This window comes from Streptomyces sp. P1-3, from assembly GCF_050613155.1.
GTDB lineage: Bacteria > Actinomycetota > Actinomycetes > Streptomycetales > Streptomycetaceae > Streptomyces.
In genome coordinates this window covers 3181983-3204733 of sequence record NZ_CP192512.1, presented here as the reverse complement: position 1 = coordinate 3204733, position 22751 = coordinate 3181983, and the positions used below count along the sequence as shown (strand labels likewise).

Annotated in this window: 18 protein-coding genes and 3 tRNA genes; 17 read left to right on the top strand and 4 right to left on the bottom strand. The window is 69.5% G+C overall.

All coding sequences use genetic code 11. The annotated features are described in order from the left end of the window. Positions 1 to 15 precede the first annotated feature (15 nt). Positions 16 to 678 carry an NAD(P)-binding oxidoreductase gene (locus tag ACQUSR_RS13410; protein WP_431042794.1) on the bottom strand — a complete coding sequence of 221 codons (663 nt, stop codon included), beginning with the start codon at positions 676 to 678 and terminating at the stop codon, positions 16 to 18. A 166-nt stretch (positions 679 to 844) separates the two neighbouring features. Here ACQUSR_RS13410 and ACQUSR_RS13405 point away from each other — a divergent pair, with 166 nt between their 5' ends. Next, on the top strand, positions 845 to 1987 hold the full coding sequence (locus ACQUSR_RS13405) for a hypothetical protein (protein WP_431042793.1): 1143 nt from the start codon (positions 845 to 847) through the stop codon (positions 1985 to 1987). Positions 1988 to 2237: 250 nt separating this feature from the next. On the opposite strand, the gene ACQUSR_RS13400 is transcribed toward ACQUSR_RS13405, so the two are convergent. Further along, positions 2238 to 3557: an amidohydrolase family protein gene (locus ACQUSR_RS13400; protein WP_431042792.1), complete on the bottom strand. Its 1320-nt coding sequence runs from the start codon at positions 3555 to 3557 to the stop codon at positions 2238 to 2240. Between the two features lie 231 nt (positions 3558 to 3788). Here ACQUSR_RS13400 and ACQUSR_RS13395 point away from each other — a divergent pair. The 6 genes from ACQUSR_RS13395 to ACQUSR_RS13370 all read left to right on the top strand — a co-directional run bounded on the left by ACQUSR_RS13395 (position 3789) and on the right by ACQUSR_RS13370 (position 6480). Next, positions 3789 to 3861, top strand: a tRNA-Thr gene (locus ACQUSR_RS13395). Between the two features lie 55 nt (positions 3862 to 3916). Further along, positions 3917 to 3989, top strand: a tRNA-Met gene (locus tag ACQUSR_RS13390). 84 nt (positions 3990 to 4073) lie between these two features. After that, positions 4074 to 4238 (top strand): 50S ribosomal protein L33, encoded by a 165-nt coding sequence (rpmG, locus tag ACQUSR_RS13385; protein WP_087927546.1) that lies wholly within the window; start codon positions 4074 to 4076, stop codon positions 4236 to 4238. Between the two features lie 145 nt (positions 4239 to 4383). Then, complete coding sequence (locus ACQUSR_RS13380) at positions 4384 to 4836, top strand: FAS1-like dehydratase domain-containing protein (RefSeq protein ID WP_431042791.1); 453 nt, start codon at positions 4384 to 4386, stop codon at positions 4834 to 4836. A 7-nt stretch (positions 4837 to 4843) separates the two neighbouring features. Next, a complete protein-coding gene (locus ACQUSR_RS13375) occupies positions 4844 to 5278 on the top strand; it encodes a MaoC family dehydratase (RefSeq protein WP_431042790.1) in 435 nt (144 codons plus the stop codon). Between the two features lie 146 nt (positions 5279 to 5424). After that, complete coding sequence (locus ACQUSR_RS13370) at positions 5425 to 6480, top strand: UDP-N-acetylmuramate dehydrogenase (RefSeq protein ID WP_431042789.1); 1056 nt, start codon at positions 5425 to 5427, stop codon at positions 6478 to 6480. A 354-nt stretch (positions 6481 to 6834) separates the two neighbouring features. Here ACQUSR_RS13370 and ACQUSR_RS13365 read toward each other — a convergent pair whose 3' ends face one another. Continuing rightward, on the bottom strand, positions 6835 to 7914 hold the full coding sequence (locus ACQUSR_RS13365; RefSeq protein WP_431042788.1) for an adenosine deaminase: 1080 nt from the start codon (positions 7912 to 7914) through the stop codon (positions 6835 to 6837). A gap of 137 nt (positions 7915 to 8051) precedes the next feature. Continuing rightward, positions 8052 to 9290, bottom strand: a complete 1239-nt coding sequence (locus tag ACQUSR_RS13360; RefSeq protein WP_431042787.1) for a pyridoxal phosphate-dependent aminotransferase — start codon at positions 9288 to 9290, stop codon at positions 8052 to 8054. A gap of 205 nt (positions 9291 to 9495) precedes the next feature. Here ACQUSR_RS13360 and ACQUSR_RS13355 point away from each other — a divergent pair. The 10 genes from ACQUSR_RS13355 (at position 9496) to ACQUSR_RS13310 (ending at position 22711) form a co-directional block, all read left to right on the top strand. Beyond that, a tRNA-Trp gene (locus ACQUSR_RS13355) sits at positions 9496 to 9568 on the top strand. Positions 9569 to 9671: 103 nt separating this feature from the next. Further along, complete coding sequence (secE, locus tag ACQUSR_RS13350) at positions 9672 to 9962, top strand: preprotein translocase subunit SecE (RefSeq protein WP_431042786.1); 291 nt, start codon at positions 9672 to 9674, stop codon at positions 9960 to 9962. A gap of 81 nt (positions 9963 to 10043) precedes the next feature. After that, entirely contained in the window at positions 10044 to 10901 is an 858-nt protein-coding gene (gene nusG, locus ACQUSR_RS13345; protein WP_431042785.1) for a transcription termination/antitermination protein NusG, read from the top strand. A 147-nt stretch (positions 10902 to 11048) separates the two neighbouring features. Then, complete coding sequence (gene rplK, locus ACQUSR_RS13340; RefSeq protein ID WP_030412999.1) at positions 11049 to 11483, top strand: 50S ribosomal protein L11; 435 nt, start codon at positions 11049 to 11051, stop codon at positions 11481 to 11483. A 130-nt stretch (positions 11484 to 11613) separates the two neighbouring features. Then, positions 11614 to 12330, top strand: a complete 717-nt coding sequence (gene rplA, locus ACQUSR_RS13335) for a 50S ribosomal protein L1 (protein ID WP_431042784.1) — start codon at positions 11614 to 11616, stop codon at positions 12328 to 12330. A 136-nt stretch (positions 12331 to 12466) separates the two neighbouring features. Beyond that, a complete protein-coding gene (locus ACQUSR_RS13330; protein WP_431042783.1) occupies positions 12467 to 13351 on the top strand; it encodes a hypothetical protein in 885 nt (294 codons plus the stop codon). 262 nt (positions 13352 to 13613) lie between these two features. Next, positions 13614 to 14144: a 50S ribosomal protein L10 gene (gene rplJ, locus ACQUSR_RS13325; RefSeq protein ID WP_304463354.1), complete on the top strand. Its 531-nt coding sequence runs from the start codon at positions 13614 to 13616 to the stop codon at positions 14142 to 14144. Positions 14145 to 14254: 110 nt separating this feature from the next. After that, positions 14255 to 14644: a 50S ribosomal protein L7/L12 gene (gene rplL, locus ACQUSR_RS13320; RefSeq protein ID WP_431042782.1), complete on the top strand. Its 390-nt coding sequence runs from the start codon at positions 14255 to 14257 to the stop codon at positions 14642 to 14644. A gap of 566 nt (positions 14645 to 15210) precedes the next feature. Beyond that, positions 15211 to 18696: a DNA-directed RNA polymerase subunit beta gene (gene rpoB / locus ACQUSR_RS13315; protein WP_431042781.1), complete on the top strand. Its 3486-nt coding sequence runs from the start codon at positions 15211 to 15213 to the stop codon at positions 18694 to 18696. A gap of 94 nt (positions 18697 to 18790) precedes the next feature. Next, complete coding sequence (locus ACQUSR_RS13310; RefSeq protein WP_431042780.1) at positions 18791 to 22711, top strand: DNA-directed RNA polymerase subunit beta'; 3921 nt, start codon at positions 18791 to 18793, stop codon at positions 22709 to 22711. Positions 22712 to 22751: the final 40 nt, after the last annotated feature.

Here is a 22751-nt window from a genome sequence, read left to right as displayed (position 1 = left end):
CCCCGACGGCCGTCGTCAGGCCGTCGCCATCGCGCGCACCGCGTCCGTCACCGGCTCCGTGCCCCCGATCAGCTCCAGCGTGCGGCCCGCCGTACGGGGCTCGTCCAGCAGCGCGGCCAGGGTCGCGGCCACGTCGTCGCGTGTGACGTCGCCCCGCCCGGTGCGCTCGGCCAGCGCCACCCGCCCGGTGCCCGGGTCGTCCGTCAACCGGCCCGGGCGCAGGACCGTCCAGTCCAGCCGGGAGCGGGACCGTACGTCCTCGTCCGCGGCGCCCTTGGCGCGCAGGTACGCGGTGAACACCGGGTCCGCGCCCTCCGGCGCGTTCGGGTCCGCGCCCATCGAGGACACGATGAGGTACCGCGGTACACCGGCCTTCTCCGCCGCGTCCGCGAACAGCACCGCCGCCGCGTGGTCCACCGTCTGCTTCCGCTGGGCGCCGCTGCCCGGCCCGGCGCCCGCCGCGAAGACGACCGCGTCGGCGCCCTTCAGATGCCGCGCCACGTCCTCCACCGACGCCGTCTCCAGGTCGCACACGACTGGTTCGGCCCCGGCCGCCAGCAGGGCGCCCGCCTGCCCCGGCCGCCGGATGATGCCCGCGACCTCGTCCCCGCGCCCGGCGAGCAGCCGCTCCAGCCGCAGCGCGATCTGACCGTGTCCTCCAGCGATGACAATGCGCATGATCCCGACCGTACGCTGTGCAACCCTGACCGCCACTCGTGAGTCTGCTCTTGCGACCAGACGACACGAGGAGTCCCCCATTAGCGCCGTACCCGTTCTCCGCTCGACACTGACCGCCGCCGGGTGCGCCGCCGCGCTGGTCGCCGGCGCCGCCGCGTGCGGCGTCATGGAGAAGATCTCCGCCGGTAACAAGCTGGAGAACGCCACCGAGAAGCTCGGCGAGCGCGAGTCGCTCGCCGTGGAGTTCGACATCGACGCCTCCGCCAAGCAGCTCATCGCACTGTCCGGGAAGGGGCCCGACGCGGAGCCGCTGACGCCGGAGGAGGCGAAGCTGATGGCCGGGCTGCGGGTCACACTCGCCGTACAGGCCAGGAAGCCGATCGCCGAGGCGGGGGAGAAGGACATCATCGGCACCCGGCTGGCGATCGCCGGGCCTGACGGGGACCTCGCCGAGTACCGGCTGATCGGCAAGACGGCCTACTACCGGGCCGACATCAAGGCGCTCGGCGAGTTGAGCGGGCAGCCCGTGCCGAGCGCCGAGGAGATCAGCGGCCGACTGCCCGAGAGCGCCGCCGAAGGCGTACGCAAGATCCTCGACGGCGAGTGGATCAAGATCGACATCCGCAAGATGGAGTCCTTCACCGACGGCATGGAGAAGGCCCAGCGCGAGGCTGACGAGGACGACGAGGCCGGCGGGGACGCCGCGCCGTCCGGACCCGGCGACGTCGACGCCGAGACCGGCGAGAAGATGCTGAAGGCCGTCAAGGGCGTGTTCAGCCGTGAGGTCACGATCAAGGACGAGGGTAGCCGGGACGGGGCGACCCACCTGGTCGCCAGCGGCTCCGCGCGGACCCTGCTGACCGGTGTCGTCAACGAGCTGCGGCCGATCGTCGAAGACCTTCCGGGCGGCAGCCGGAGCCTGCCGACGGCCAAGGACCTCAAGGAGCTGCCGGACAAGAAGGTCTCCATCGACTTCTCGGTCAAGAACGGTGAACTGGCCGGCGCCACCACCGATATCGCGCCGCTCATCGATGAGTACGACAAGGGCGACAAGCTGCCGCTGACGTTGACGTTCGGCGACGCCGGGAAGATCGGCGCCCCCTCCGGCGCCACGGAGATCGACTTCGGCGACCTGCTGGGCCTGGCCCCGGGCATGACGCCCGAAGAGTCCATCAGCGGCGAGAACTACGAGATCGGTCCGGACGGGACGGTCGACCCGGAGGCGAACGAAGACACCGGCGGCAACGGCCTCACAGGTCTGGAGATCGACGCCGACGAGCTGGACGCCGTGGAGGACGGCGGAGTCTGACGCCGCCGATTCGCGCTGCGCTGCCTGACGGTGCCGGTATCCGCCGCGCCGCCTGGCGTTGCTGATTCGCGCCGCGCTGCCTGACGGTACCGGTACCCACCGCGCCGCCCGGCGTTGCCGATTCGCGCCGCGCTGCTTGACGGCGGCGATCCCCCGCCGCGACGCCTGACGCCGATCCCCGCCGCCCCGCCCGGCCCCGGCTGAACGCCCCTCAGGCCGCCCTGCCCGCAAGCGGTTTCGGCGTCCGCGCTCACGCGCCGGCGCCGCCCGCCGCGGCATCGCCCTCGCCGCCGTCCCCGCTCTTCGGGCGCGTCTGCCGCGGCAGGTCCAAGGCGACCGCGACCGCCGAGTCGCAGTACTCCCGCACCGCGCTGGTCCGCGCCACCACCCGGCCCCGGTGCACCACGATCCGGCTGTACGCGAGTGACAGCACCCCCGCGATGCCGTCCCCGCGTACCGCCAGCAGTTCCGCGGGGAAGCCCGCCTCCACCCGCACCTCCGGCAGCCCCATCGCCGCCCGCGTCCGCGCGGAGACCGCGGCATACGCCTCCTCGGGGCGCAGCTCCCCCCACGAGGCCAGCAGGAACGCGGCCTCCAGCGGGTCGCCGCGCCCCACCGGGTTCGCGGCGTCCCGCAGCGCGCCGCTGCCCGCCGCGACCCGTACCCCCGCCGCGCGCAGCAGCCGCACCGGTGCGCAGCGGGCCTCGCCCGTGCCGCGCGGGCCCGGCTCCTCCAAGCCGCCGCAGTCGCCCTGCGGCAGGCACACGACCGTGACGTCCCCCGCCGCGAGCTGGTCCGCCACGCGCGCCGCGATCGGGTGCGGCAGTCGGCCCAGTCCCCCGCACGGGCCGATGGTGACGCCGGTCCGCAAACCTCCCGCCATGGCGGCGAGCCGGGCCAGGCGCGCCGGGTCGGCGCCGTCGGTGTGCAGGTCGACGGCGCAGCCGTGCTCGGCGGCGATCTCCAGTACGGCCTCGGCGTGACCGGCGGGGTCCGGGTCGAGGTCGGGGCAGCCGCCGATGACCGTCGCGCCCGCCCGCACCGCGTCCCGGAGCATCGCAAGGCCGTCCGCGCCCGCCGCGCCGGTCAGCACCCGGGGGACGGCCACCGCGGTCAGGTCGGCCAGCCCGCGCAGCGCCTGGCGGGCCTGGAGCACCGCCTCGAGGGAGCGCAGCCCGTAGACGTCGCCGATCCGGACGTGGGTACGCAGCGCCGTCGCCCCGTGGCCCAACTGGAGCAGCGCCGCCTCGGTGGTGCGGCGCTGGATGTCCGTGGGGGAGTCCGGGAGCGGGCCGTCGGCGTCCGCGGTGAGCGCGGTGTCGCAGTGGGCGTGCGGCTCGGCGGGAGCGGGCAGCAGCAGATAGCCCTTGAGGTCCACCCGCGGGCCGAACGCGGTGAGGCTGCCCGCCGTGCCGACGGCCTCGATACGGCCGCCGCTGAGGCGCACGTCCACCGTTCGGCCGTCGGCGAGCCGGGCGCCGCCGAGCACCAGCACGCCGCTTTCGGGGGCTGCGCCGTCGCTCCGGGAGGGCGGGCGCGGTCGCTGTGGCTGTGGCTGGCTGTCAGGCATCGCGCTCCTGGATTTCGCGGGCGTACGCGGAGCGCGGGGGTGGCGCTGGCGGCGCATACGCAGCCAAGATCACTCAGTGTTCCCCGAGCCTAGGGCGCGGCGGGGGCGGCTTCGAGGAGGAGCCGAATAGTCGTACCGGTGTGGTGCGCGAGACGGGAGAAGGTCCCTGTTGGGGGCGGCGGCATACGGATTTCACCTTCGGCGGCCGACCGTGTAATGTCTTCATCGCTCGCCCCAATAGCTCAGTCGGCAGAGCGTCTCCATGGTAAGGAGAAGGTCTACGGTTCGATTCCGTATTGGGGCTCTGATGTGAGAGGTTTCCCGCCCGGTTCGCCGGGCGGGGGATCCGATCGCATCGCAGCGGTGTAGCTCAGTCGGTAGAGCAAGCGGCTCATAATCGCTGTGTCACCGGTTCAAGTCCGGTCACCGCTACTGACAGTAGCCGATTGCGGGCTCGGTCCTTCGATCGGCTACTCTTTTCTGCGTTAACCCATCCGTTCGTCAAGGAGCACTCACGTGGCTGCCACCGACGTCCGCCCGAAGATCACGCTGGCCTGCGTGGAGTGCAAGGAGCGGAACTACATCACCAAGAAGAACCGGCGCAACGACCCGGATCGTCTTGAGATGAAGAAGCACTGCCCGCGTTGCAAGGCGCACACCGCGCACCGCGAGACGCGATAAATCAGTCTCATTCACGAGGCCGTCCCCGACCGGGGGCGGCCTCGTGGTGTTGTGGGTTCGGGTTTGGGCGCCGCCTGCCGCCCGCGGCCGGTCCATCATGCTTTGATCACACAGCAGAACCTGTTTCCCAGGAGGTGCCGAGCCGATGGCGCTCGACCATTCGTTCGTCGGGCGGACGTACCCGCCCTCCCGGCCTTATGAGGTCGGCCGGGAGAAGATCCTCGAATTCGCCGAGGCGATCGGCGACCCGAACCCGGTCTACACGGACCCCGAGGCGGCCCGCGCGTGCGGCCACCCCGACGTGATCGCCCCGCCGACGTTCCCGTTCTCGGTCACCACCAAGGTGGCCCAGTCGGTCGTCGAGGACCCCGAACTGGGCCTGGACTACAGCCGTGTCGTCCACGGTGACCAGCGGTTCGTCTACACCCGCCCGATCCACGCCGGTGACCGGCTCGCCGTCACGGCCACCATCGAGGACATCAAGACCCTCGCGGGCAACGACATCCTGCTGGTCCGCAACGACCTGCACGACGAGAGCGGCGAGCACGTCGTGACGGCGTACGTGAAGCTGGTGGCGCGAGCCGCCGAGGGGGAGTGACGCACCGATGACGGCCAAGGTCTCCTACGACGACGTCGAGGTCGGCACCGAGCTCCCGGGCCGGTCCTTCCCCGTGAACCGCGCCACACTCGTCGCGTACGCGGGCGCCTCCGGCGACTTCAACCCGATCCACTGGAACGAGAAGTTCGCCAAGGAGGTCGGCCTGCCGGATGTCATCGCGCACGGCATGTTCACCATGGCCTCCGCGATCCGCGTGGTGACCGACTGGACCGGTGACCCGGCCGCGGTCGTGGACTACGGCGTGCGCTTCACCCGGCCGGTCGTGGTGCCCAACGACGACAAGGGCGCGGTCATCGAGGTCAGCGCCAAGGTCGCGGCGAAGCTGGACGACGACGCCCGTACGGTCCGCGTGGACCTCACGGTGACCAGCGACGGGAAGAAGGTGCTGGGCCAGTCCCGCGCCGTCGTCGCCCTCGCCTGAGGCGACCGGAGCCGGGCCGGACGCCGGGTCCCGGACACGAGGCCGAGTCCGGGACCCGGGGCCGGGCCCCGGTCTTGGCGGCCGGAACCGGGCCCCCGCCCGCCCGAAGCCCGGCCCCGCTCGCGCCCTCTCGTACTCTTGAGCGCGTGCAGGAACTCCATGACGCCCCGCTCGCCCCGCTGACGACCTTCCGGCTCGGCGGCCCGGCCACCCGACTGATCACGGCGACCACCGACGACGAGGTGATCGCCGCGGTGCGCGAGGCCGACGAGTCCGCCACCCCGCTGCTGGTCATCGGCGGCGGCAGCAACCTCGTCATCTCCGACAAGGGCTTCGAGGGCACCGCCTTGCGCATCGCCACCCGCGGGGTGCGCCTGGATGGCACCCGGCTGGAGCTGGCCGCGGGCGAGAACTGGTCGGACGCGGTGGCCCGCGTGGTGGAGGCGGGGCTGGCGGGCATCGAGTGCCTGGCCGGTATCCCCGGCTCGGCCGGTGCCACCCCGATCCAGAACGTCGGCGCGTACGGCCAGGAGGTGGCCGACACCGTCACCGAGGTCGTCGCCTACGACCGCCGGGCCGGCGAGGTCGTGGTGATCCCGAACGCCGACTGCGGCTTCTCCTACCGGCACAGCCGCTTCAAGGCCGCCCCCGACCGCTACGTCGTGCTGCGGGTCCGGTTCCGGCTGGAGGACGCGGGCGGGCTGTCCGCGCCGATCAGGTACCCGGAGACCGCGCGCGTCCTGGGCGTCGAGGCCGGCGACCGGGTCCCCGCGGCGGTCGCCCGCGAGACCGTGCTGAGGCTCCGCGCGGGCAAGGGCATGGTGCTCGACCCCGGGGACCACGACACCTGGTCCGCGGGCTCCTTCTTCACCAACCCGATCCTGACCGAGGACGAGTACGCCGCGTTCCTGGAGCGGGTCGCCGGGCACCTCGGCCCGGACGTCACCCCGCCCGCGTTCCCCGCGGGGGACGGGCTGACCAAGACCTCCGCCGCCTGGCTGATCGACAAGGCGGGCTTCACCAAGGGCTACGGCTCCGGCCGGGCCCGTATCTCCACCAAGCACACCCTCGCCCTCACCAACCGCGGCGAGGCCACCACCGAGGACCTGCTCGCGCTGGCCCGGGAGGTCGTCGCGGGCGTGGCGGCGGTCTTCGGCGTCGCGCTGGTCAACGAGCCGGTCACGGTGGGCGTCAGCCTCTGAGCCCTTCCGGCTCGCCTTGGCGGGTACGGTGCGGCGCGAGGACGTGCGGCCGGCGCGCGCTCGGTTCGTCGTGACCGGGGGCTTCCCCGCGGCCGTGCGCTCGGTTCGTCGTGACCGGGGGCTTCCCCGCGGCCGTGCGCTCGGTTCGTCATGGCCGGTGCCTCTCCCGCGAGCCGGGCGGCCCGGGCCTCCGGGCAGGGACGGCGTGTGATCGCCACCGACGGCGTTCCCCTCACCCCCGCCGGCAGCGCGCGTGAGATACCCCGGCACCGACCGGGCGCCGCACCGCGTCATGGCCGGTCACCGGCCCCGCGATGCCCGGCCGACGGCCGCCACCAGCGCCACGTCCGGCTGTCAGCCCTCCGCCCGCGGCCTCCCGTCGGCCAGCCACGCGTCGACGTCCGCCAGCAGCCGAGCCCGGACCCCCTCCGGGGCCGCGGACCCGCGGACCGACTGCCGCGACAGCTCCGCCAGCTCCTCGTCGGTGAAGCCGTGGTGCTCGCGCGCCAGCTCGTACTGCGCGGCCAGCCGGGAGCCGAACAGCAGCGGATCGTCCGCGCCCAGCGCTATCGGCACCCCCGCCTCGAACAGCGTGCGCAGCGGCACGTCCGCCGCCTTCTCGTAGACGCCGAGCGCCACATTGGAGGACGGGCACACCTCGCAGGTCACCCCGCGGTCGGCCAGCTCGCGCAGCAGCCGAGGGTCCTCCGCGGCCCGTACGCCGTGCCCCACCCGGGCCGCCTCCAGATCGTCCAGGCAGTCCCGGACGCTGGTGGGCCCCGACAGCTCCCCGCCGTGCGGGGCGGCCAGCAGACCGCCCTCGCGGGCGATGGCGAAGGCCCGGTCGAAGTCGCGGGCCATGCCGCGCCGCTCATCGTTGGAGAGCCCGAAGCCCACGACGCCGCGGTCACGGAAGCGCACCGCGAGCCGGGCCAGGGTCCGCGCTTCCAGCGGATGCTTCACCCGGTTGGCCGCGACCAGGACCCGTATCCCGATCCCGGTGTCCCGGGCGGCGGTCTCCACCGCGTCCAGGATGATCTCCATGGCCGGGATCAGCCCGCCCAGCCGGGGGGCGTACGAGGTCGGGTCGACCTGGATCTCCAGCCACCGGGAGCCGTCCGCCGCGTCCTCCTCGGCCGCCTCCCGCACCAGCCGCCGGATGTCCTCCGCCTCCCGCAGGCAGGACCGCGCGATGTCGTACAGCCGCTGGAAGCGGAACCAGCCCCGCTCATCGGTGGCGCGCAGCTGGGGAGGTGCACCGCCGCTCAGCGCCTCCGGCAGGTGCACGCCGTACTTGTCGGCGAGCTCCAGCAGGGTGCCGGGCCGCATCGATCCGGTGAAGTGCAGATGCAGATGGGCCTTGGGCAGCAGGCGCAGATCTCGGCTGACGGGAGGATTTCCAGAGGACCGCAACATTCCCAGATCTTGCCGCATCCGGGGCCCGGGCCGGTAGCTCTTTCCCTGGACGGGCGGTTGTCCGCGTGTGCGTACGACACACGCGCGCGTACGGGAAACACGCAGGCCCCCGGCCGGTGGGGCCGGGGGCCTGCGGAGAGCAGGGGCGTCAGCCGTCAGGCGCGCGCCTCGCCCAGCAGCTTCTGGATCCGCGAGACACCCTCGACCAGGTCCTCGTCCCCGAGCGCGTACGACAGCCGCAGATATCCCGGCGTGCCGAACGCCTCGCCCGGCACCACCGCGACCTCGGCCTCCTCCAGGATCAGCTCGGCCAGCTCGACCGAGCTCTGCGGCCGCTTGCCCCGGACCTCCTTGCCGAGCAGCCCCTTCACCGACGGGTACGCGTAGAACGCGCCCTCGGGCTCGGGGCACTCCACGCCCTCGATCTCGTTCAGCATGCGCACGATCGTCCGGCGGCGCCGGTCGAAGGCGGACCGCATCTCCGCGACGGCGTCCAGGTCGCCGGAGACCGCCGCGATGGCCGCGCGCTGGGCGACGTTGGAGACGTTGGACGTGGCGTGCGACTGGAGGTTGGTGGCGGCCTTGACGACGTCCTTCGGGCCGATGATCCACCCCACGCGCCAGCCGGTCATCGCGTACGTCTTCGCCACGCCGTTGACCACGACGCACTTGTCGCGCAGCTCGGGGAAGAGCGCCGGGAGCGAGACGGAGGCGGCGTCGCCGTAGACCAGGTGCTCGTAGATCTCGTCGGTGAGCACCCACAGGCCGTGCTCGACGGCCCAGCGGCCGATCGCCTCGGTCTCGGCCTCGCTGTAGACCGCGCCGGTCGGGTTGTTCGGCGAGACGAACAGGACGACCTTGGTCCGCTCGGTGCGGGCCGCCTCCAGCTGCTCCACCGACACGCGGTAGCCGGTGGTCTCGTCGGCGACGACCTCCACGGGCACGCCGCCCGCGAGCCGGATCGACTCGGGGTAGGTGGTCCAGTACGGAGCCGGGACGATGACCTCGTCACCCGGGTCGAGGATCGCGGCGAACGCCTCGTAGATGGCCTGCTTGCCGCCGTTGGTGACCAGGATCTGGGAGGCGTCGACCTCGTAGCCGGAGTCGCGCAGCGTCTTGGCGGCGATCGCGGCCTTCAGCTCGGGCAGGCCGCCCGCCGGGGTGTAGCGGTGGTTCTTCGGGTCGCGGCACGCCTCCACGGCGGCTTCGACGATGTATCCGGGGGTCGGGAAGTCCGGCTCGCCCGCGCCGAAGCCGATGACCGGTCGCCCGGCGGCCTTCAGGGCCTTGGCCTTGGCGTCGACGGCGAGCGTGGCGGACTCGGAGATCGCTCCGACACGGGCCGATACCCGGCGGTCGGTGGGGGCAGAGGCAGAAGGAGTGGCAGCGCTCATGAGGGCATCGTCCCATCCCCGCGCGAGGCCCGGCACACGGGTTTCACAGGTCGGGAAAAACGTCTTTCACGGGTCGGCAAACGGATCACGTTCGACGCCCGGCCGCTGAGCACGTACACTCATGCGTCGTTGGCCTCTGACAGAGCCGCCCGCCTCGCACACACCGTGCTGCGGGTCGGATGCGGTAAGTTGGGGGAAGCCACAAAGGGTCGTAGCTCAATTGGTAGAGCACCGGTCTCCAAAACCGGCGGTTGGGGGTTCAAGTCCCTCCGGCCCTGCTACACGCATCGAGATCAGGGTGCGTGCTCGCGTACGAATATGCACCGCTGTGCGGCCGGGCTGGACGCGGCACGGCCACGACCCGGATTCAGGTGAGGACGAGTGACGGAAGCCCTTGGCTCCACCGCGACGCCTGAAAGCGGTCGTCCCGACGATGAGGTGGCGGCCAAGAAGGCCCGTCGCGGAGGGAAGCGCGGGAAGAAGGGGCCGTTCGGTCGCCTCGCACTCTTCTACCGCCAGGTCGTGGCGGAACTGCGCAAGGTCGTCTGGCCCTCACGCAGCCAGCTGACGACGTACACCACTGTGGTGATCGTCTTTGTTGTCATCATGATCGGTCTTGTTACCGTGATTGACTATGGATTCAGTCAGGCCGTCAAGTACGTCTTCGGCTGATCCCGCGTAAGGGCGGCTCGGTGCGAGCTGCCCCTTCCGCACGTTCCACACCTCAGTTGAAGCCAGGAAGAAGCAGCCACCGTGTCTGACCCGAACGTGAACGACGCCGTCGAGTCCGTCGAGTCCGCCGAGGACGAGCTCGACATCGTCGAGGCGGCCGACGAGGACCAGGCCGAGGCTGCCGACGCCGAGGCGGGCACCCCGGCCGAGGAAGCCGCCCTCCACAGCGAGGACGAGGAGCAGCCGGCCGAGGCCGAGTCGTCCGACGAGGACGCCGAGTCCGCCGAGGCGGAGGAGGCCGAGGTAGCCGAGGAGACCACGGTCGACCCGGTCGAGGCCCTGCGCGAGGAGCTCCGCACCCTCCCCGGCGAGTGGTACGTCATCCACACCTACGCGGGCTACGAGAACCGCGTGAAGACCAACCTCGAGCAGCGCGCCGTCTCGCTGAACGTCGAGGACTACATCTTCCAGGCCGAGGTGCCGCAGGAAGAGGTCGTCCAGATCAAGAACGGCGACCGCCGCACCGTCCGCCAGAACAAGCTCCCGGGCTACGTGCTGGTGCGCATGGACCTCACGAACGAGTCGTGGGGCGTGGTGCGCAACACGCCGGGCGTCACCGGCTTCGTCGGCAACGCCTACGACCCGTACCCGCTGACCCTGGACGAGATCGTCAAGATGCTCGCCCCGGAGGCCGAGGAGAAGGCCGCCAAGGAGGCCGCCGCGGCCGAGGGCCGGCCGGCGCCGAGCCGCAAGGTCGAGGTCCAGGTGCTGGACTTCGAGGTGGGCGACTCCGTCACGGTCACCGACGGCCCGTTCGCGACGCTCCAGGCGACGATCAACGAGATCAACGCCGACTCGAAGAAGGTCAAGGGCCTCGTCGAGATCTTCGGTCGCGAGACCCCGGTCGAGCTCAGCTTCGACCAGATCCAGAAGAACTAGCCCGTACATCGCACTTCCGGCCAGGTCAGGCAGGCGTCATCGCCTTCCTGACCTGCTCGGTTTCAGGCCTCGCCGCGATACCCGTTATCGTGGTGCGGTATGCCTGCTCGCAGGCAAAAAACCTCTCACTAGGACCCGGAGAGAGCAATGCCTCCCAAGAAGAAGAAGGTCACGGGGCTGATCAAGCTCCAGATCCAGGCCGGTGCCGCGAACCCGGCTCCGCCGGTCGGCCCCGCGCTGGGTCAGCACGGCGTCAACATCATGGAGTTCTGCAAGGCCTACAACGCTGCGACCGAGTCGCAGCGTGGCATGGTCGTGCCGGTGGAGATCACGGTCTACGAGGACCGTTCCTTCACCTTCGTCACCAAGACTCCGCCGGCCGCCAAGCTGATCCTCAAGGCCGCGGGTGTGGAGAAGGGCTCCGGCGAGCCGCACAAGACCAAGGTCGCCAAGATCACCCGCGACCAGGTCCGCGACATCGCCACCACCAAGATGCCCGACCTGAACGCCAACGACCTGGACGCCGCCGAGAAGATCATCGCCGGCACCGCCCGTTCCATGGGCATCACGGTCGAGGGCTGACAGCCCCCACGCGGCGTCACCGCAGAACCGGCGCCGTAGACCTCTGTGGCAGGGCCAGGCGCTGGCCCGGACCACGACTCCACACCTGCTGTGCGGCAGAGCCGCACGGTGATACTCCACAGGAGCAGAAGTGAAGCGCAGCAAGACTCTCCGCGCTGCGGACGCCAAGATCGACCCGGAGCGTCTGTACGCCCCGCTCGAGGCCGTCCGTATCGCCAAGGACACCTCCGCGACGAAGTTCGACGGCACCGTCGAGGTCGCCTTCCGCCTGGGCGTCGACCCGCGCAAGGCCGACCAGATGGTCCGTGGCACCGTCAACCTTCCGCACGGCACCGGCAAGACCGCCCGGGTCCTGGTCTTCGCGACCGGTGACCGTGCTGCGGCCGCGGAAGCCGCGGGCGCCGACATCGTCGGCTCCGACGAACTGATCGACGAGGTCGCCAAGGGCCGTCTGGACTTCGACGCCGTCGTCGCCACCCCGGACCTCATGGGCAAGGTCGGCCGCCTCGGCCGCGTGCTCGGTCCGCGTGGTCTGATGCCGAACCCGAAGACCGGCACTGTCACCCCGGATGTCGCCAAGGCCGTCACCGAGATCAAGGGCGGCAAGATCGAGTTCCGCGTCGACAAGCACTCGAACCTGCACTTCATCATCGGCAAGGTCTCGTTCGACGAGACCAAGCTGGTGGAGAACTACGCCGCGGCGCTGGAGGAGATCCTCCGTCTGAAGCCGTCGGCCGCCAAGGGCCGGTACGTCAAGAAGGCGACCATCACCACCACGATGGGCCCCGGCATCCCGGTCGACCCGAACCGCACCCGCAACCTGCTGGTCGAGGACGAGGCCGTCTGATCGGCACCGTTCAGGTCTGACGTCGGGCCCGGAATCTCCCTGGAGGTTCCGGGCCCGACGTATTGCGCCGCCCGCGCGGTCGGCCGGACCCTGGAGTCCGGCACCACACGCCACCACGGGGTATCAGGGGGGAACTGTGCGTAGTACGCGTACCAGCGTCCGGCTCGCGGCTGTCGCGGGGGGAATCGTGCTGACCGTCGGACTCACCGCCTGCGGGTCCGAGGACGGCGGCGAGAAGGGCTCCGGCGGCGGCGGGACGGCCAAGGGCGGCAGCGTGCTGGCCGCGCTCCGGCTGGCCTCGGAGCGCACCGGCGAGCAGCACTCGGCCAAGGTCGACGGCACGACCGCGGTCGGTCCGGCCACCTCCGTCATGAAGGGGTCGATGGACTGGACCGACGGTATGCGGGCCAACATGATCATCACCCAGCGCGGCGGCCAGATCGACTCCTCGCCGCTGGCCGGCAAGCCCCTCGAGGCCCGCTACACACCGGACGCGATGTACATGAACCTGGGCGACGACTTCGCCGCCGCACCGGAGTCCGGGGGCAAGCACTGGGTGAAGTACGACTACGCCACCCTCACGAAGCAGGCCGGCGCCGCGGGCAAGTTCTTCAAGGACCAGATGCGGAACACCGACCCGGCCCGCGCGGTGCAGCTGCTGGTCGCCACCGGCAAGGTCAGGAGCGTCGGCGAGGAGCGGGTGCGCGGCGTCACGGCGACCCACTACACCGGGACGGTCAAGGTCGCCGACCTGGCCGGGATGCAGTCCGAGGAGCTCACCGGGCAGGACCTGGAGGACCTCCAGGACCAGCTGGAGCAGGCCGGCATGGAGACCGAGACGATCGATCTGTGGATCGACGGGGACGACCTGCTGGTCAAGAAGCGGGAGCAGGCCCAGGGCAGCGATGGCGCCTACGACGCCACGGTCTACTACTCGGACTACGGCACGGCCGTCGCCGTTGAGGAGCCGCCCGCCTCGGACACTCTCGGCTTCGAGGACATGCTGCCCCAGCAGAGCTGATTTGCCTGCCCTGAACCGTTCGCGTACTCTTCCACAGAAGCCAAAGACCGCTGGTCGTTGCCGTGTGCTCGCAAGAGGCGCGGTGGCCGAAGGATCCGCTGAACCGCGGACGACCCGCGCAGGTGACTGTGGATGTGCTCCCGGACAGTTCCGTAAGGATTCCGTCTGGTCGAGCCACGCCCCGAGCGCCTGCGCCGGGGCGTTTCGTTTACCCCAGCCCCTTCCGAGCGGTCCTCATCACCCGGAAGGAGGCCGACGCTCTATGGCAAGGCCCGACAAGGCTGCCGCGGTAGCCGAGCTCGCGGAGCAGTTCCGCAGCTCGAACGCCGCCGTGCTGACCGAGTACCGGGGTCTCACCGTGGCGCAGCTCAAGACGCTGCGTCGTTCGCTCGGTGAGAACGCCCAGTACGCCGTGGTGAAGAACACGCTGACCAAGATTGCGGCCAACGAGGCCGGGATCACGCTCGAGGACCAGCTCTTCGCTGGTCCGACGGCCGTCGCCTTCGTCACCGGTGACCCGGTGGAGTCGGCGAAGGGTCTTCGTGACTTCGCCAAGGACAACCCGAACCTCATCATCAAGGGCGGTGTCCTTGATGGTAAGGCGCTGTCCGCCGATGAGATCAAGAAGCTTGCGGACCTCGAGTCCCGCGAGGTTCTGCTCTCCAAGCTGGCCGGTGCCATGAAGGGCAAGCAGTCTCAGGCTGCCTCTGTCTTCCAGGCGCTGCCGTCGAAGCTCGTCCGCACCGTGGACGCTCTTCGCGCCAAGCAGGACGAGCAGGGCGGTGCCGAGTAATTCGGCTCGCACATTGACCGCCGCCTGAGGCGGCGGTCGAAGCGGGCCGAACGTACGCCCGCCGACATGTAACTCCGGCACCAGCCGAATTAGTGGAAGGATCGCCCATCATGGCGAAGCTCAGCCAGGAAGACCTGCTCGCGCAGTTCGAGGAGATGACCCTCATCGAGCTCTCCGAGTTCGTGAAGGCGTTCGAGGAGAAGTTCGACGTCACCGCCGCCGCTGCCGCGCCGGTCGTCATGGCCGGTGGTGTCGCCGGTGGCGCCGCCGCCGAGGCCGCCGAGGAGAAGGACGAGTTCGACGTCATCCTCACCGGCGCCGGCGAGAAGAAGATCCAGGTCATCAAGGTCGTGCGTGAGCTGACCTCCCTGGGCCTGAAGGAGGCCAAGGACCTCGTCGACGGCACCCCGAAGCCGGTCCTCGAGAAGGTCGCCAAGGACGCCGCGGAGAAGGCCGCCGAGGCCCTCAAGGGCGCCGGCGCCTCCGTCGAGGTCAAGTGACCTCGGTAAGTCTCTGACTTACGCCCACCGCGCCGCACAGCGGCGACGGCGGTGGGAGCACCCCCCGGCGGTGGCCGGGGGAGGAAGGGCGATCACCCGTCTGGGTGGTCGCCCTTCGGCGTTCCCGCGACGGCTGCGTTGCCTTCGCGGCACCGGGAGGTATGGTGATCTTCGTTGCCCGCCACCGCGCCACTGTGACGATCTCGCGGTGGTGGAGGGCCTTGACGAACGGCACGCAGCGCGCAATTCTCAGGACGCGACACCAGACCCGATCCCGAGTTCGAGGCATGGATCGCCGGCGGAGTGGGCAGTATCGGGATGCACCTTCCGGAGGAAGAGGTGGGAGCAGCGCACCGGTCTTGGAAGACCCTGCCCTGGACATCAGTGGGCCAAGTGGCTACACTGACCCTTTGCGCTGCCTGTTAGCTGCCCTCTGCCCGTCACCAGGGGCATGCCCACCGTTGAGCACAGCCGATTGAAATGCCCTGACCTGGGATTTCCCTCCCTGTGGTCGCGATGGGACCGGTACGCGCGTAGTGAGTCCGAGCCCTCGGAAGGACCCCCTCTTGGCCGCCTCGCGCAACGCCTCGACCGCCAATACGAACAACGGCGCCAGCACCGCCCCGCTGCGCATCTCCTTTGCGAAGATCAAGGAACCTCTCGAGGTTCCGAACCTCCTCGCGCTGCAGACCGAGAGCTTCGATTGGCTGCTCGGCAATGCCGCCTGGAAGGCTCGCGTCGAGGCTGCGCTGGACAGTGGTCAGGACGTCCCCACCAAGTCCGGACTGGAGGAGATCTTCGAGGAGATCTCCCCGATCGAGGACTTCTCCGGGTCGATGTCGCTGACCTTCCGCGACCACCGTTTCGAGCCGCCGAAGAACTCCATCGACGAGTGCAAGGAGCGCGACTTCACCTACGCCGCGCCGCTCTTCGTCACCGCGGAGTTCACCAACAACGAGACCGGTGAGATCAAGTCCCAGACGGTCTTCATGGGCGACTTCCCGCTCATGACGAACAAGGGCACCTTCTGCATCAACGGCACCGAGCGTGTCGTCGTGTCGCAGCTGGTCCGCTCGCCGGGCGTCTACTTCGACAGCCAGATCGACAAGACCTCCGACAAGGACATCTTCTCCGCCAAGATCATCCCGTCCCGGGGTGCCTGGCTGGAGATGGAGGTCGACAAGCGCGACATGGTCGGTGTCCGTATCGACCGCAAGCGCAAGCAGTCCGTCACCGTCCTGCTCAAGGCGCTCGGCTGGACCACCGAGCAGATCCTCGAGGAGTTCGGCGAGTACGAGTCGATGCGCGCCACCCTGGAGAAGGACCACACCCAGGGCCAGGACGACGCGCTGCTCGACATCTACCGCAAGCTGCGTCCGGGCGAGCCGCCGACGCGCGAGGCCGCGCAGACGCTGCTGGAGAACCTGTACTTCAACCCCAAGCGCTACGACCTGGCCAAGGTCGGCCGCTACAAGGTCAACAAGAAGCTGGGTGCGGACGCTCCGCTCGACGCCGGCGTGCTGACCACGGACGACGTCATCGCGACGATCAAGTACCTGGTCAAGCTGCACGCGGGCGAGACCGAGACGCTCGGCGAGAACGGCACCTCGATCGTCGTCGAGACCGATGACATCGACCACTTCGGCAACCGCCGTCTGCGCAACGTCGGCGAGCTCATCCAGAACCAGGTCCGTACGGGTCTGGCGCGTATGGAGCGCGTCGTGCGTGAGCGCATGACCACCCAGGACGTCGAGGCGATCACGCCGCAGACCCTGATCAACATCCGGCCGGTCGTCGCCTCCATCAAGGAGTTCTTCGGCACCAGCCAGCTGTCCCAGTTCATGGACCAGACCAACCCGCTGTCGGGCCTGACCCACAAGCGCCGCCTGTCGGCGCTGGGCCCGGGTGGTCTCTCCCGTGAGCGGGCGGGCTTCGAGGTCCGTGACGTGCACCCCTCGCACTACGGCCGCATGTGCCCGATCGAGACGCCGGAAGGCCCGAACATCGGTCTGATCGGCTCGCTCGCCTCGTACGGCCGGGTCAACGCCTTCGGTTTCGTCGAGACCCCGTACCGCAAGGTCGACGAGAACGGTGTCGTCACCGAGACGGTGCACTTCCTCACCGCCGATGAGGAGGACCGCTTCGTCATCGCACAGGCCAACGCGCCGCTGACCGACGACAACCGGTTCGAGGAGGCCCGCGTCCTGGTCCGCCGCCGCGGCGGTGAGATCGACTACGTGGCGCCCGCCGACGTGGACTACATGGACGTCTCGCCGCGCCAGATGGTGTCGGTCGCGACCGCCATGATCCCGTTCCTCGAGCACGACGACGCCAACCGCGCGCTCATGGGATCGAACATGATGCGCCAGGCCGTTCCGCTGATCAAGGCCGAGGCGCCGCTGGTCGGCACCGGCATGGAGTACCGCTGCGCGGTCGACGCCGGCGACGTCATCAAGGCCGAGAAGGACGGTGTCGTCCAGGAGGTCTCCGCCGACTACGTGACGGTGGCCAACGACGACGGCACGTACACCACCTACCGGGTGGCCAAGTTCTCCCGCTCGAACCAGGGCACCTCCTTCAACCAGAAGGTCGTCGTGGACGAGGGCGCGCGGGTCGTCGAGGGCCAGGTGCTCGCCGACGGTCCGTCCACCGACGAGGGTGAGATGGCGCTCGGCAAGAACCTCCTGGTGGCGTTCATGCCGTGGGAGGGCCACAACTACGAGGACGCGATCATCCTCAGCCAGCGTCTGGTGCAGGACGACGTCCTCTCCTCGATCCACATCGAGGAGCACGAGGTCGACGCCCGTGACACCAAGCTCGGCCCCGAGGAGATCACCCGGGACATCCCGAACGTCTCCGAGGAGGTCCTGGCCGACCTCGACGAGCGCGGCATCATCCGCATCGGCGCCGAGGTCATCGCCGGCGACATCCTGGTCGGCAAGGTCACCCCGAAGGGTGAGACCGAGCTGACCCCGGAGGAGCGCCTGCTGCGCGCGATCTTCGGTGAGAAGGCCCGTGAGGTCCGTGACACCTCGCTGAAGGTGCCGCACGGCGAGACCGGCAAGGTCATCGGCGTCCGCGTCTTCGACCGCGAGGAGGGCGACGAGCTGCCGCCGGGCGTGAACCAGCTGGTCCGCGTCTACGTCGCGCAGAAGCGCAAGATCACCGACGGTGACAAGCTCGCCGGCCGCCACGGCAACAAGGGCGTCATCTCCAAGATCCTGCCGGTCGAGGACATGCCGTTCCTGGAGGACGGCACCCCGGTCGACATCATCCTCAACCCGCTGGGTGTCCCGTCCCGAATGAACCCGGGGCAGGTCCTGGAGATCCACCTCGGCTGGCTCGCCTCCCGCGGCTGGAAGGTCGAGGGCAGCGAGGAGTGGATGCAGCGTCTGCAGGCGATCGGCGCCGACGACGTCGCTCCCGGCACCAACGTCGCCACCCCGGTCTTCGACGGTGCGCGCGAGGACGAGATCGCCGGTCTCTTCGAGTCCACGATCCCGAACCGCGACGGCGACCGGCTGGTGCAGCCCTCCGGTAAGGCCCGGCTGTTCGACGGCCGCTCCGGCGAGCCGTTCCCGGACCCGATCTCGGTCGGCTACATGTACATCCTCAAGCTGCACCACCTGGTGGACGACAAGCTGCACGCCCGGTCCACCGGCCCGTACTCGATGATCACCCAGCAGCCGCTGGGTGGTAAGGCTCAGTTCGGTGGCCAGCGCTTCGGTGAGATGGAGGTGTGGGCGCTGGAGGCTTACGGCGCCGCGTACGCCCTCCAGGAGCTGCTGACCATCAAGTCCGACGACGTCACCGGCCGTGTCAAGGTCTACGAGGCGATCGTCAAGGGCGAGAACATCCCGGAGCCCGGCATCCCCGAGTCCTTCAAGGTGCTCATCAAGGAGATGCAGTCCCTGTGCCTCAACGTGGAGGTGCTGTCCAGCGACGGCATGTCCATCGAGATGCGTGACACCGACGAGGACGTCTTCCGCGCTGCGGAGGAGCTCGGCATCGACCTGTCCCGGCGCGAGCCGAGCAGCGTCGAAGAGGTCTGACGGGAGTCCGGCGGCCTTTGCGAAAAGGCCGCCGGCCCCAAGACCCCCGTTTCAGACCCCTAAGACTTACAACCCTGAGAGGGATTGACGCATAGTGCTCGACGTCAACTTCTTCGATGAGCTCCGGATCGGTCTGGCCACCGCTGATGACATCCGTCAGTGGAGCCACGGCGAGGTCAAGAAGCCCGAGACCATCAACTACCGCACTCTGAAGCCCGAAAAGGACGGACTCTTCTGCGAGAAGATCTTCGGTCCGACCCGGGACTGGGAGTGCTACTGCGGTAAGTACAAGCGTGTCCGCTTCAAGGGCATCATCTGTGAGCGCTGCGGTGTCGAGGTCACCCGCGCCAAGGTGCGCCGTGAGCGGATGGGCCACATCGAACTGGCCGCTCCCGTCACCCACATCTGGTACTTTAAGGGCGTTCCGTCGCGGCTGGGCTACCTGCTCGACCTCGCCCCGAAGGACCTCGAGAAGGTCATCTACTTCGCCGCCTACATGATCACGTGGGTGGACGACGAGCGCCGTACGCGCGACCTGCCCTCGCTGGAGGCCCACGTCTCCGTCGAGCGCCAGCAGATCGAGCAGCGCCGCGACGCCGACCTGGAAGCCCGCGCCAAGAAGCTCGAGGCCGACCTGGCCGAGCTGGAGGCCGAGGGCGCCAAGGCCGATGTGCGCCGCAAGGTGCGCGAGGGCGCCGAGCGTGAGATGAAGCAGCTGCGCGACCGCGCGCAGCGCGAGATCGACCGCCTCGACGAGGTGTGGAACCGCTTCAAGAACCTCAAGGTCCAGGACCTGGAGGGCGACGAGCTGCTCTACCGCGAGCTGCGCGACCGCTTCGGCACGTACTTCGACGGGTCGATGGGTGCCGCGGCGCTGCAGAAGCGCCTGGAGACCTTCGACCTCGAGGAGGAGGCCGAGCGCCTCCGCGAGATCATCCGTACCGGCAAGGGCCAGAAGAAGACCCGTGCGCTCAAGCGCCTCAAGGTCGTCTCCGCCTTCCTGCAGACCCGCAACAGCCCCAAGGGCATGGTGCTGGACTGCATCCCGGTGATCCCGCCGGACCTGCGTCCGATGGTGCAGCTGGACGGTGGCCGCTTCGCGACCTCCGACCTGAACGACCTGTACCGCCGTGTCATCAACCGCAACAACCGCCTGAAGCGGCTTCTCGACCTCGGCGCGCCCGAGATCATCGTGAACAACGAGAAGCGCATGCTCCAGGAGGCCGTGGACGCGCTCTTCGACAACGGCCGTCGTGGTCGCCCGGTCACGGGCCCCGGCAACCGTCCGCTGAAGTCGCTGTCCGACATGCTCAAGGGCAAGCAGGGTCGCTTCCGTCAGAACCTGCTCGGTAAGCGAGTCGACTACTCGGCGCGTTCCGTCATCGTCGTCGGCCCGCAGCTGAAGCTGCACCAGTGCGGTCTGCCCAAGGCCATGGCGCTGGAGCTCTTCAAGCCGTTCGTGATGAAGCGCCTGGTGGACCTCAACCACGCGCAGAACATCAAGTCGGCCAAGCGCATGGTCGAGCGCGGCCGCACGGTCGTGTACGACGTGCTCGAAGAGGTCATCGCCGAGCACCCGGTGCTGCTGAACCGTGCGCCCACCCTGCACCGTCTGGGCATCCAGGCCTTCGAGCCGCAGCTGGTCGAGGGCAAGGCCATCCAGATCCACCCGCTCGTCTGCACCGCGTTCAACGCGGACTTCGACGGTGACCAGATGGCCGTGCACCTGCCGCTGTCCGCGGAGGCCCAGGCCGAGGCCCGCATCCTGATGCTGTCCTCGAACAACATCCTCAAGCCGGCCGACGGCCGTCCGGTGACCATGCCGACCCAGGACATGGTGCTGGGCCTGTTCTTCCTCACCACCGACGAGGAGCAGCGCGAGGTCAAGGGCGAGGGCCGTTCCTTCGGCTCGACCGCCGAGGCGATCATGGCGTTCGACGCCCGCGAGCTGTCGCTCCAGGCGAAGATCGACGTCCGCTTCCCGGTCGGCACCGTCCCGCCGCGCGGCTGGACCCCGCCGGTGGCCGAGCAGGGCGGCGAGGCCGACGGCTTCGGCCCGGACCTGTGGCAGCAGGGCGACAGCTTCCGGCTGCGTACCACCCTGGGCCGGGCGCTCTTCAACGAGCTGCTGCCCGAGGACTACCCGTTCGTCGACTACTCGGTGGGCAAGAAGCAGCTCTCCGAGATCGTCAACGACCTCGCCGAGCGCTACCCGAAGGTCATCGTCGCGGCGACCCTGGACAACCTGAAGGCGGCCGGTTTCCACTGGGCCACCCGGTCCGGTGTCACCGTCGCGGTCTCCGACATCGTCGTCCCCGAGGCCAAGAAGGCCATCGTCGCGGGCTACGAGGCGCAGGACGAGAAGGTCCAGAAGCAGTACGAGCGCGGTCTGATCACCAAGGACGAGCGCACGCAGGAGCTCATCGCGATCTGGACCAAGGCGACCAACGAGGTCGCCGAGGCGATGAACGCGAACTTCCCCAAGACGAACCCCATCTTCATGATGGTTGACTCGGGTGCCCGAGGAAACATGATGCAGATGCGGCAGATCGCCGGTATGCGCGGTCTGGTGTCGAACGCGAAGAACGAGACCATCCCGCGGCCCATCAAGGCGTCGTTCCGTGAGGGTCTGACCGTGCTGGAGTACTTCATCTCCACCCACGGTGCCCGTAAGGGTCTCGCCGACACCGCGCTGCGTACCGCCGACTCGGGCTACCTGACCCGTCGTCTGGTCGACGTCTCGCAGGACGTGATCATCCGCGAGGAGGACTGCGGCACCGAGCGCGGCCTCAAGCTGGCGATCGCGGCCAAGGGCGCTGACGGCGTGCTGCGCAAGACGGACGACGTCGAGACCAGCGTGTACGCGCGCTGCCTCGCCGAGGAGATCGTCGTCGACGGCAAGGTGCTGGCCCCGGCCGGTACCGACCTGGGCGACGTGCTCATCGACGAGCTGGTCCGGCACGGCGTCGAGACGGTCAAGACCCGCTCGGTCCTCACCTGCGAGTCCGCCGTCGGCACCTGCGCCATGTGCTACGGCCGCTCGCTGGCGACCGGCAAGCTGGTGGACATCGGTGAGGCGGTCGGCATCATCGCCGCCCAGTCCATCGGTGAGCCCGGTACCCAGCTGACGATGCGTACCTTCCACACCGGTGGTGTGGCCGGTGACGACATCACCCAGGGTCTGCCGCGTGTCGTCGAGCTCTTCGAGGCCCGTACGCCCAAGGGTGTCGCCCCGATCTCGGAGGCGGCCGGCCGTGTCCGGATCGAGGAGACCGAGAAGACCAAGAAGATCGTCGTCACCCCGGACGACGGCTCCGACGAGACGTCCTTCGGCGTCTCGAAGCGTGCCCGTCTGCTGGTGGGCGAGGGCGACCACGTCGAGGTCGGCCAGGCGCTGACCGTGGGTGCCACCAACCCGCACGACGTGCTGCGCATCCTCGGCCAGCGCGCCGTCCAGGTGCACCTGGTCGGCGAGGTCCAGAAGGTCTACAACTCGCAGGGTGTGTCGATCCACGACAAGCACATCGAGATCATCATCCGGCAGATGCTGCGCCGGGTGACGATCATCGAGTCCGGCGACGCGGAGCTGCTGCCGGGCGAGCTCGTGGAGCGCTCGCGCTTCGAGTCCGAGAACCGTCGTGTGGTCACCGAGGGCGGTCACCCCGCCTCCGGCCGTCCGCAGCTGATGGGTATCACCAAGGCCTCGCTGGCGACCGAGTCGTGGCTGTCGGCGGCGTCCTTCCAGGAGACGACCCGGGTGCTCACCGACGCGGCGATCAACGCCAAGTCGGACTCCCTGATCGGCCTCAAGGAGAACGTCATCATCGGTAAGCTCATCCCGGCCGGTACGGGCCTGTCCCGCTACCGCAACATCCGGGTCGAGCCGACCGAGGAGGCCAAGGCCGCGATGTACTCGGCCGTCGGCTACGACGACATCGACTACTCGCCGTTCGGCACTGGCTCCGGCCAGGCGGTGCCGCTGGAGGACTACGACTACGGTCCGTACAACCAGTAAGGCGTTTCAGCCATGACAAGGGCGGCCACCCGCGAGGGGG

Excerpts from the sequence above, each read along its gene's own strand:
- ACQUSR_RS13410 (WP_431042794.1), bottom strand. The coding sequence starts at position 678 with ATGCGCATTGTCATCGCTGGAGGACACGGTCAGATCGCGCTGCGGCTG.
- ACQUSR_RS13405 (WP_431042793.1), top strand. The coding sequence starts at position 845 with ATGGAGAAGATCTCCGCCGGTAACAAGCTGGAGAACGCCACCGAGAAG.
- ACQUSR_RS13400 (WP_431042792.1), bottom strand. The coding sequence starts at position 3,557 with ATGCCTGACAGCCAGCCACAGCCACAGCGACCGCGCCCGCCCTCCCGG.
- ACQUSR_RS13380 (WP_431042791.1), top strand. The coding sequence starts at position 4,384 with ATGGCGCTCGACCATTCGTTCGTCGGGCGGACGTACCCGCCCTCCCGG.
- ACQUSR_RS13375 (WP_431042790.1), top strand. The coding sequence starts at position 4,844 with ATGACGGCCAAGGTCTCCTACGACGACGTCGAGGTCGGCACCGAGCTC.
- ACQUSR_RS13365 (WP_431042788.1), bottom strand. The coding sequence starts at position 7,914 with ATGCGGCAAGATCTGGGAATGTTGCGGTCCTCTGGAAATCCTCCCGTC.
- ACQUSR_RS13360 (WP_431042787.1), bottom strand. The coding sequence starts at position 9,290 with ATGAGCGCTGCCACTCCTTCTGCCTCTGCCCCCACCGACCGCCGGGTA.
- rplK (WP_030412999.1), top strand. The coding sequence starts at position 11,049 with ATGCCTCCCAAGAAGAAGAAGGTCACGGGGCTGATCAAGCTCCAGATC.
- rplJ (WP_304463354.1), top strand. The coding sequence starts at position 13,614 with ATGGCAAGGCCCGACAAGGCTGCCGCGGTAGCCGAGCTCGCGGAGCAG.
- rplL (WP_431042782.1), top strand. The coding sequence starts at position 14,255 with ATGGCGAAGCTCAGCCAGGAAGACCTGCTCGCGCAGTTCGAGGAGATG.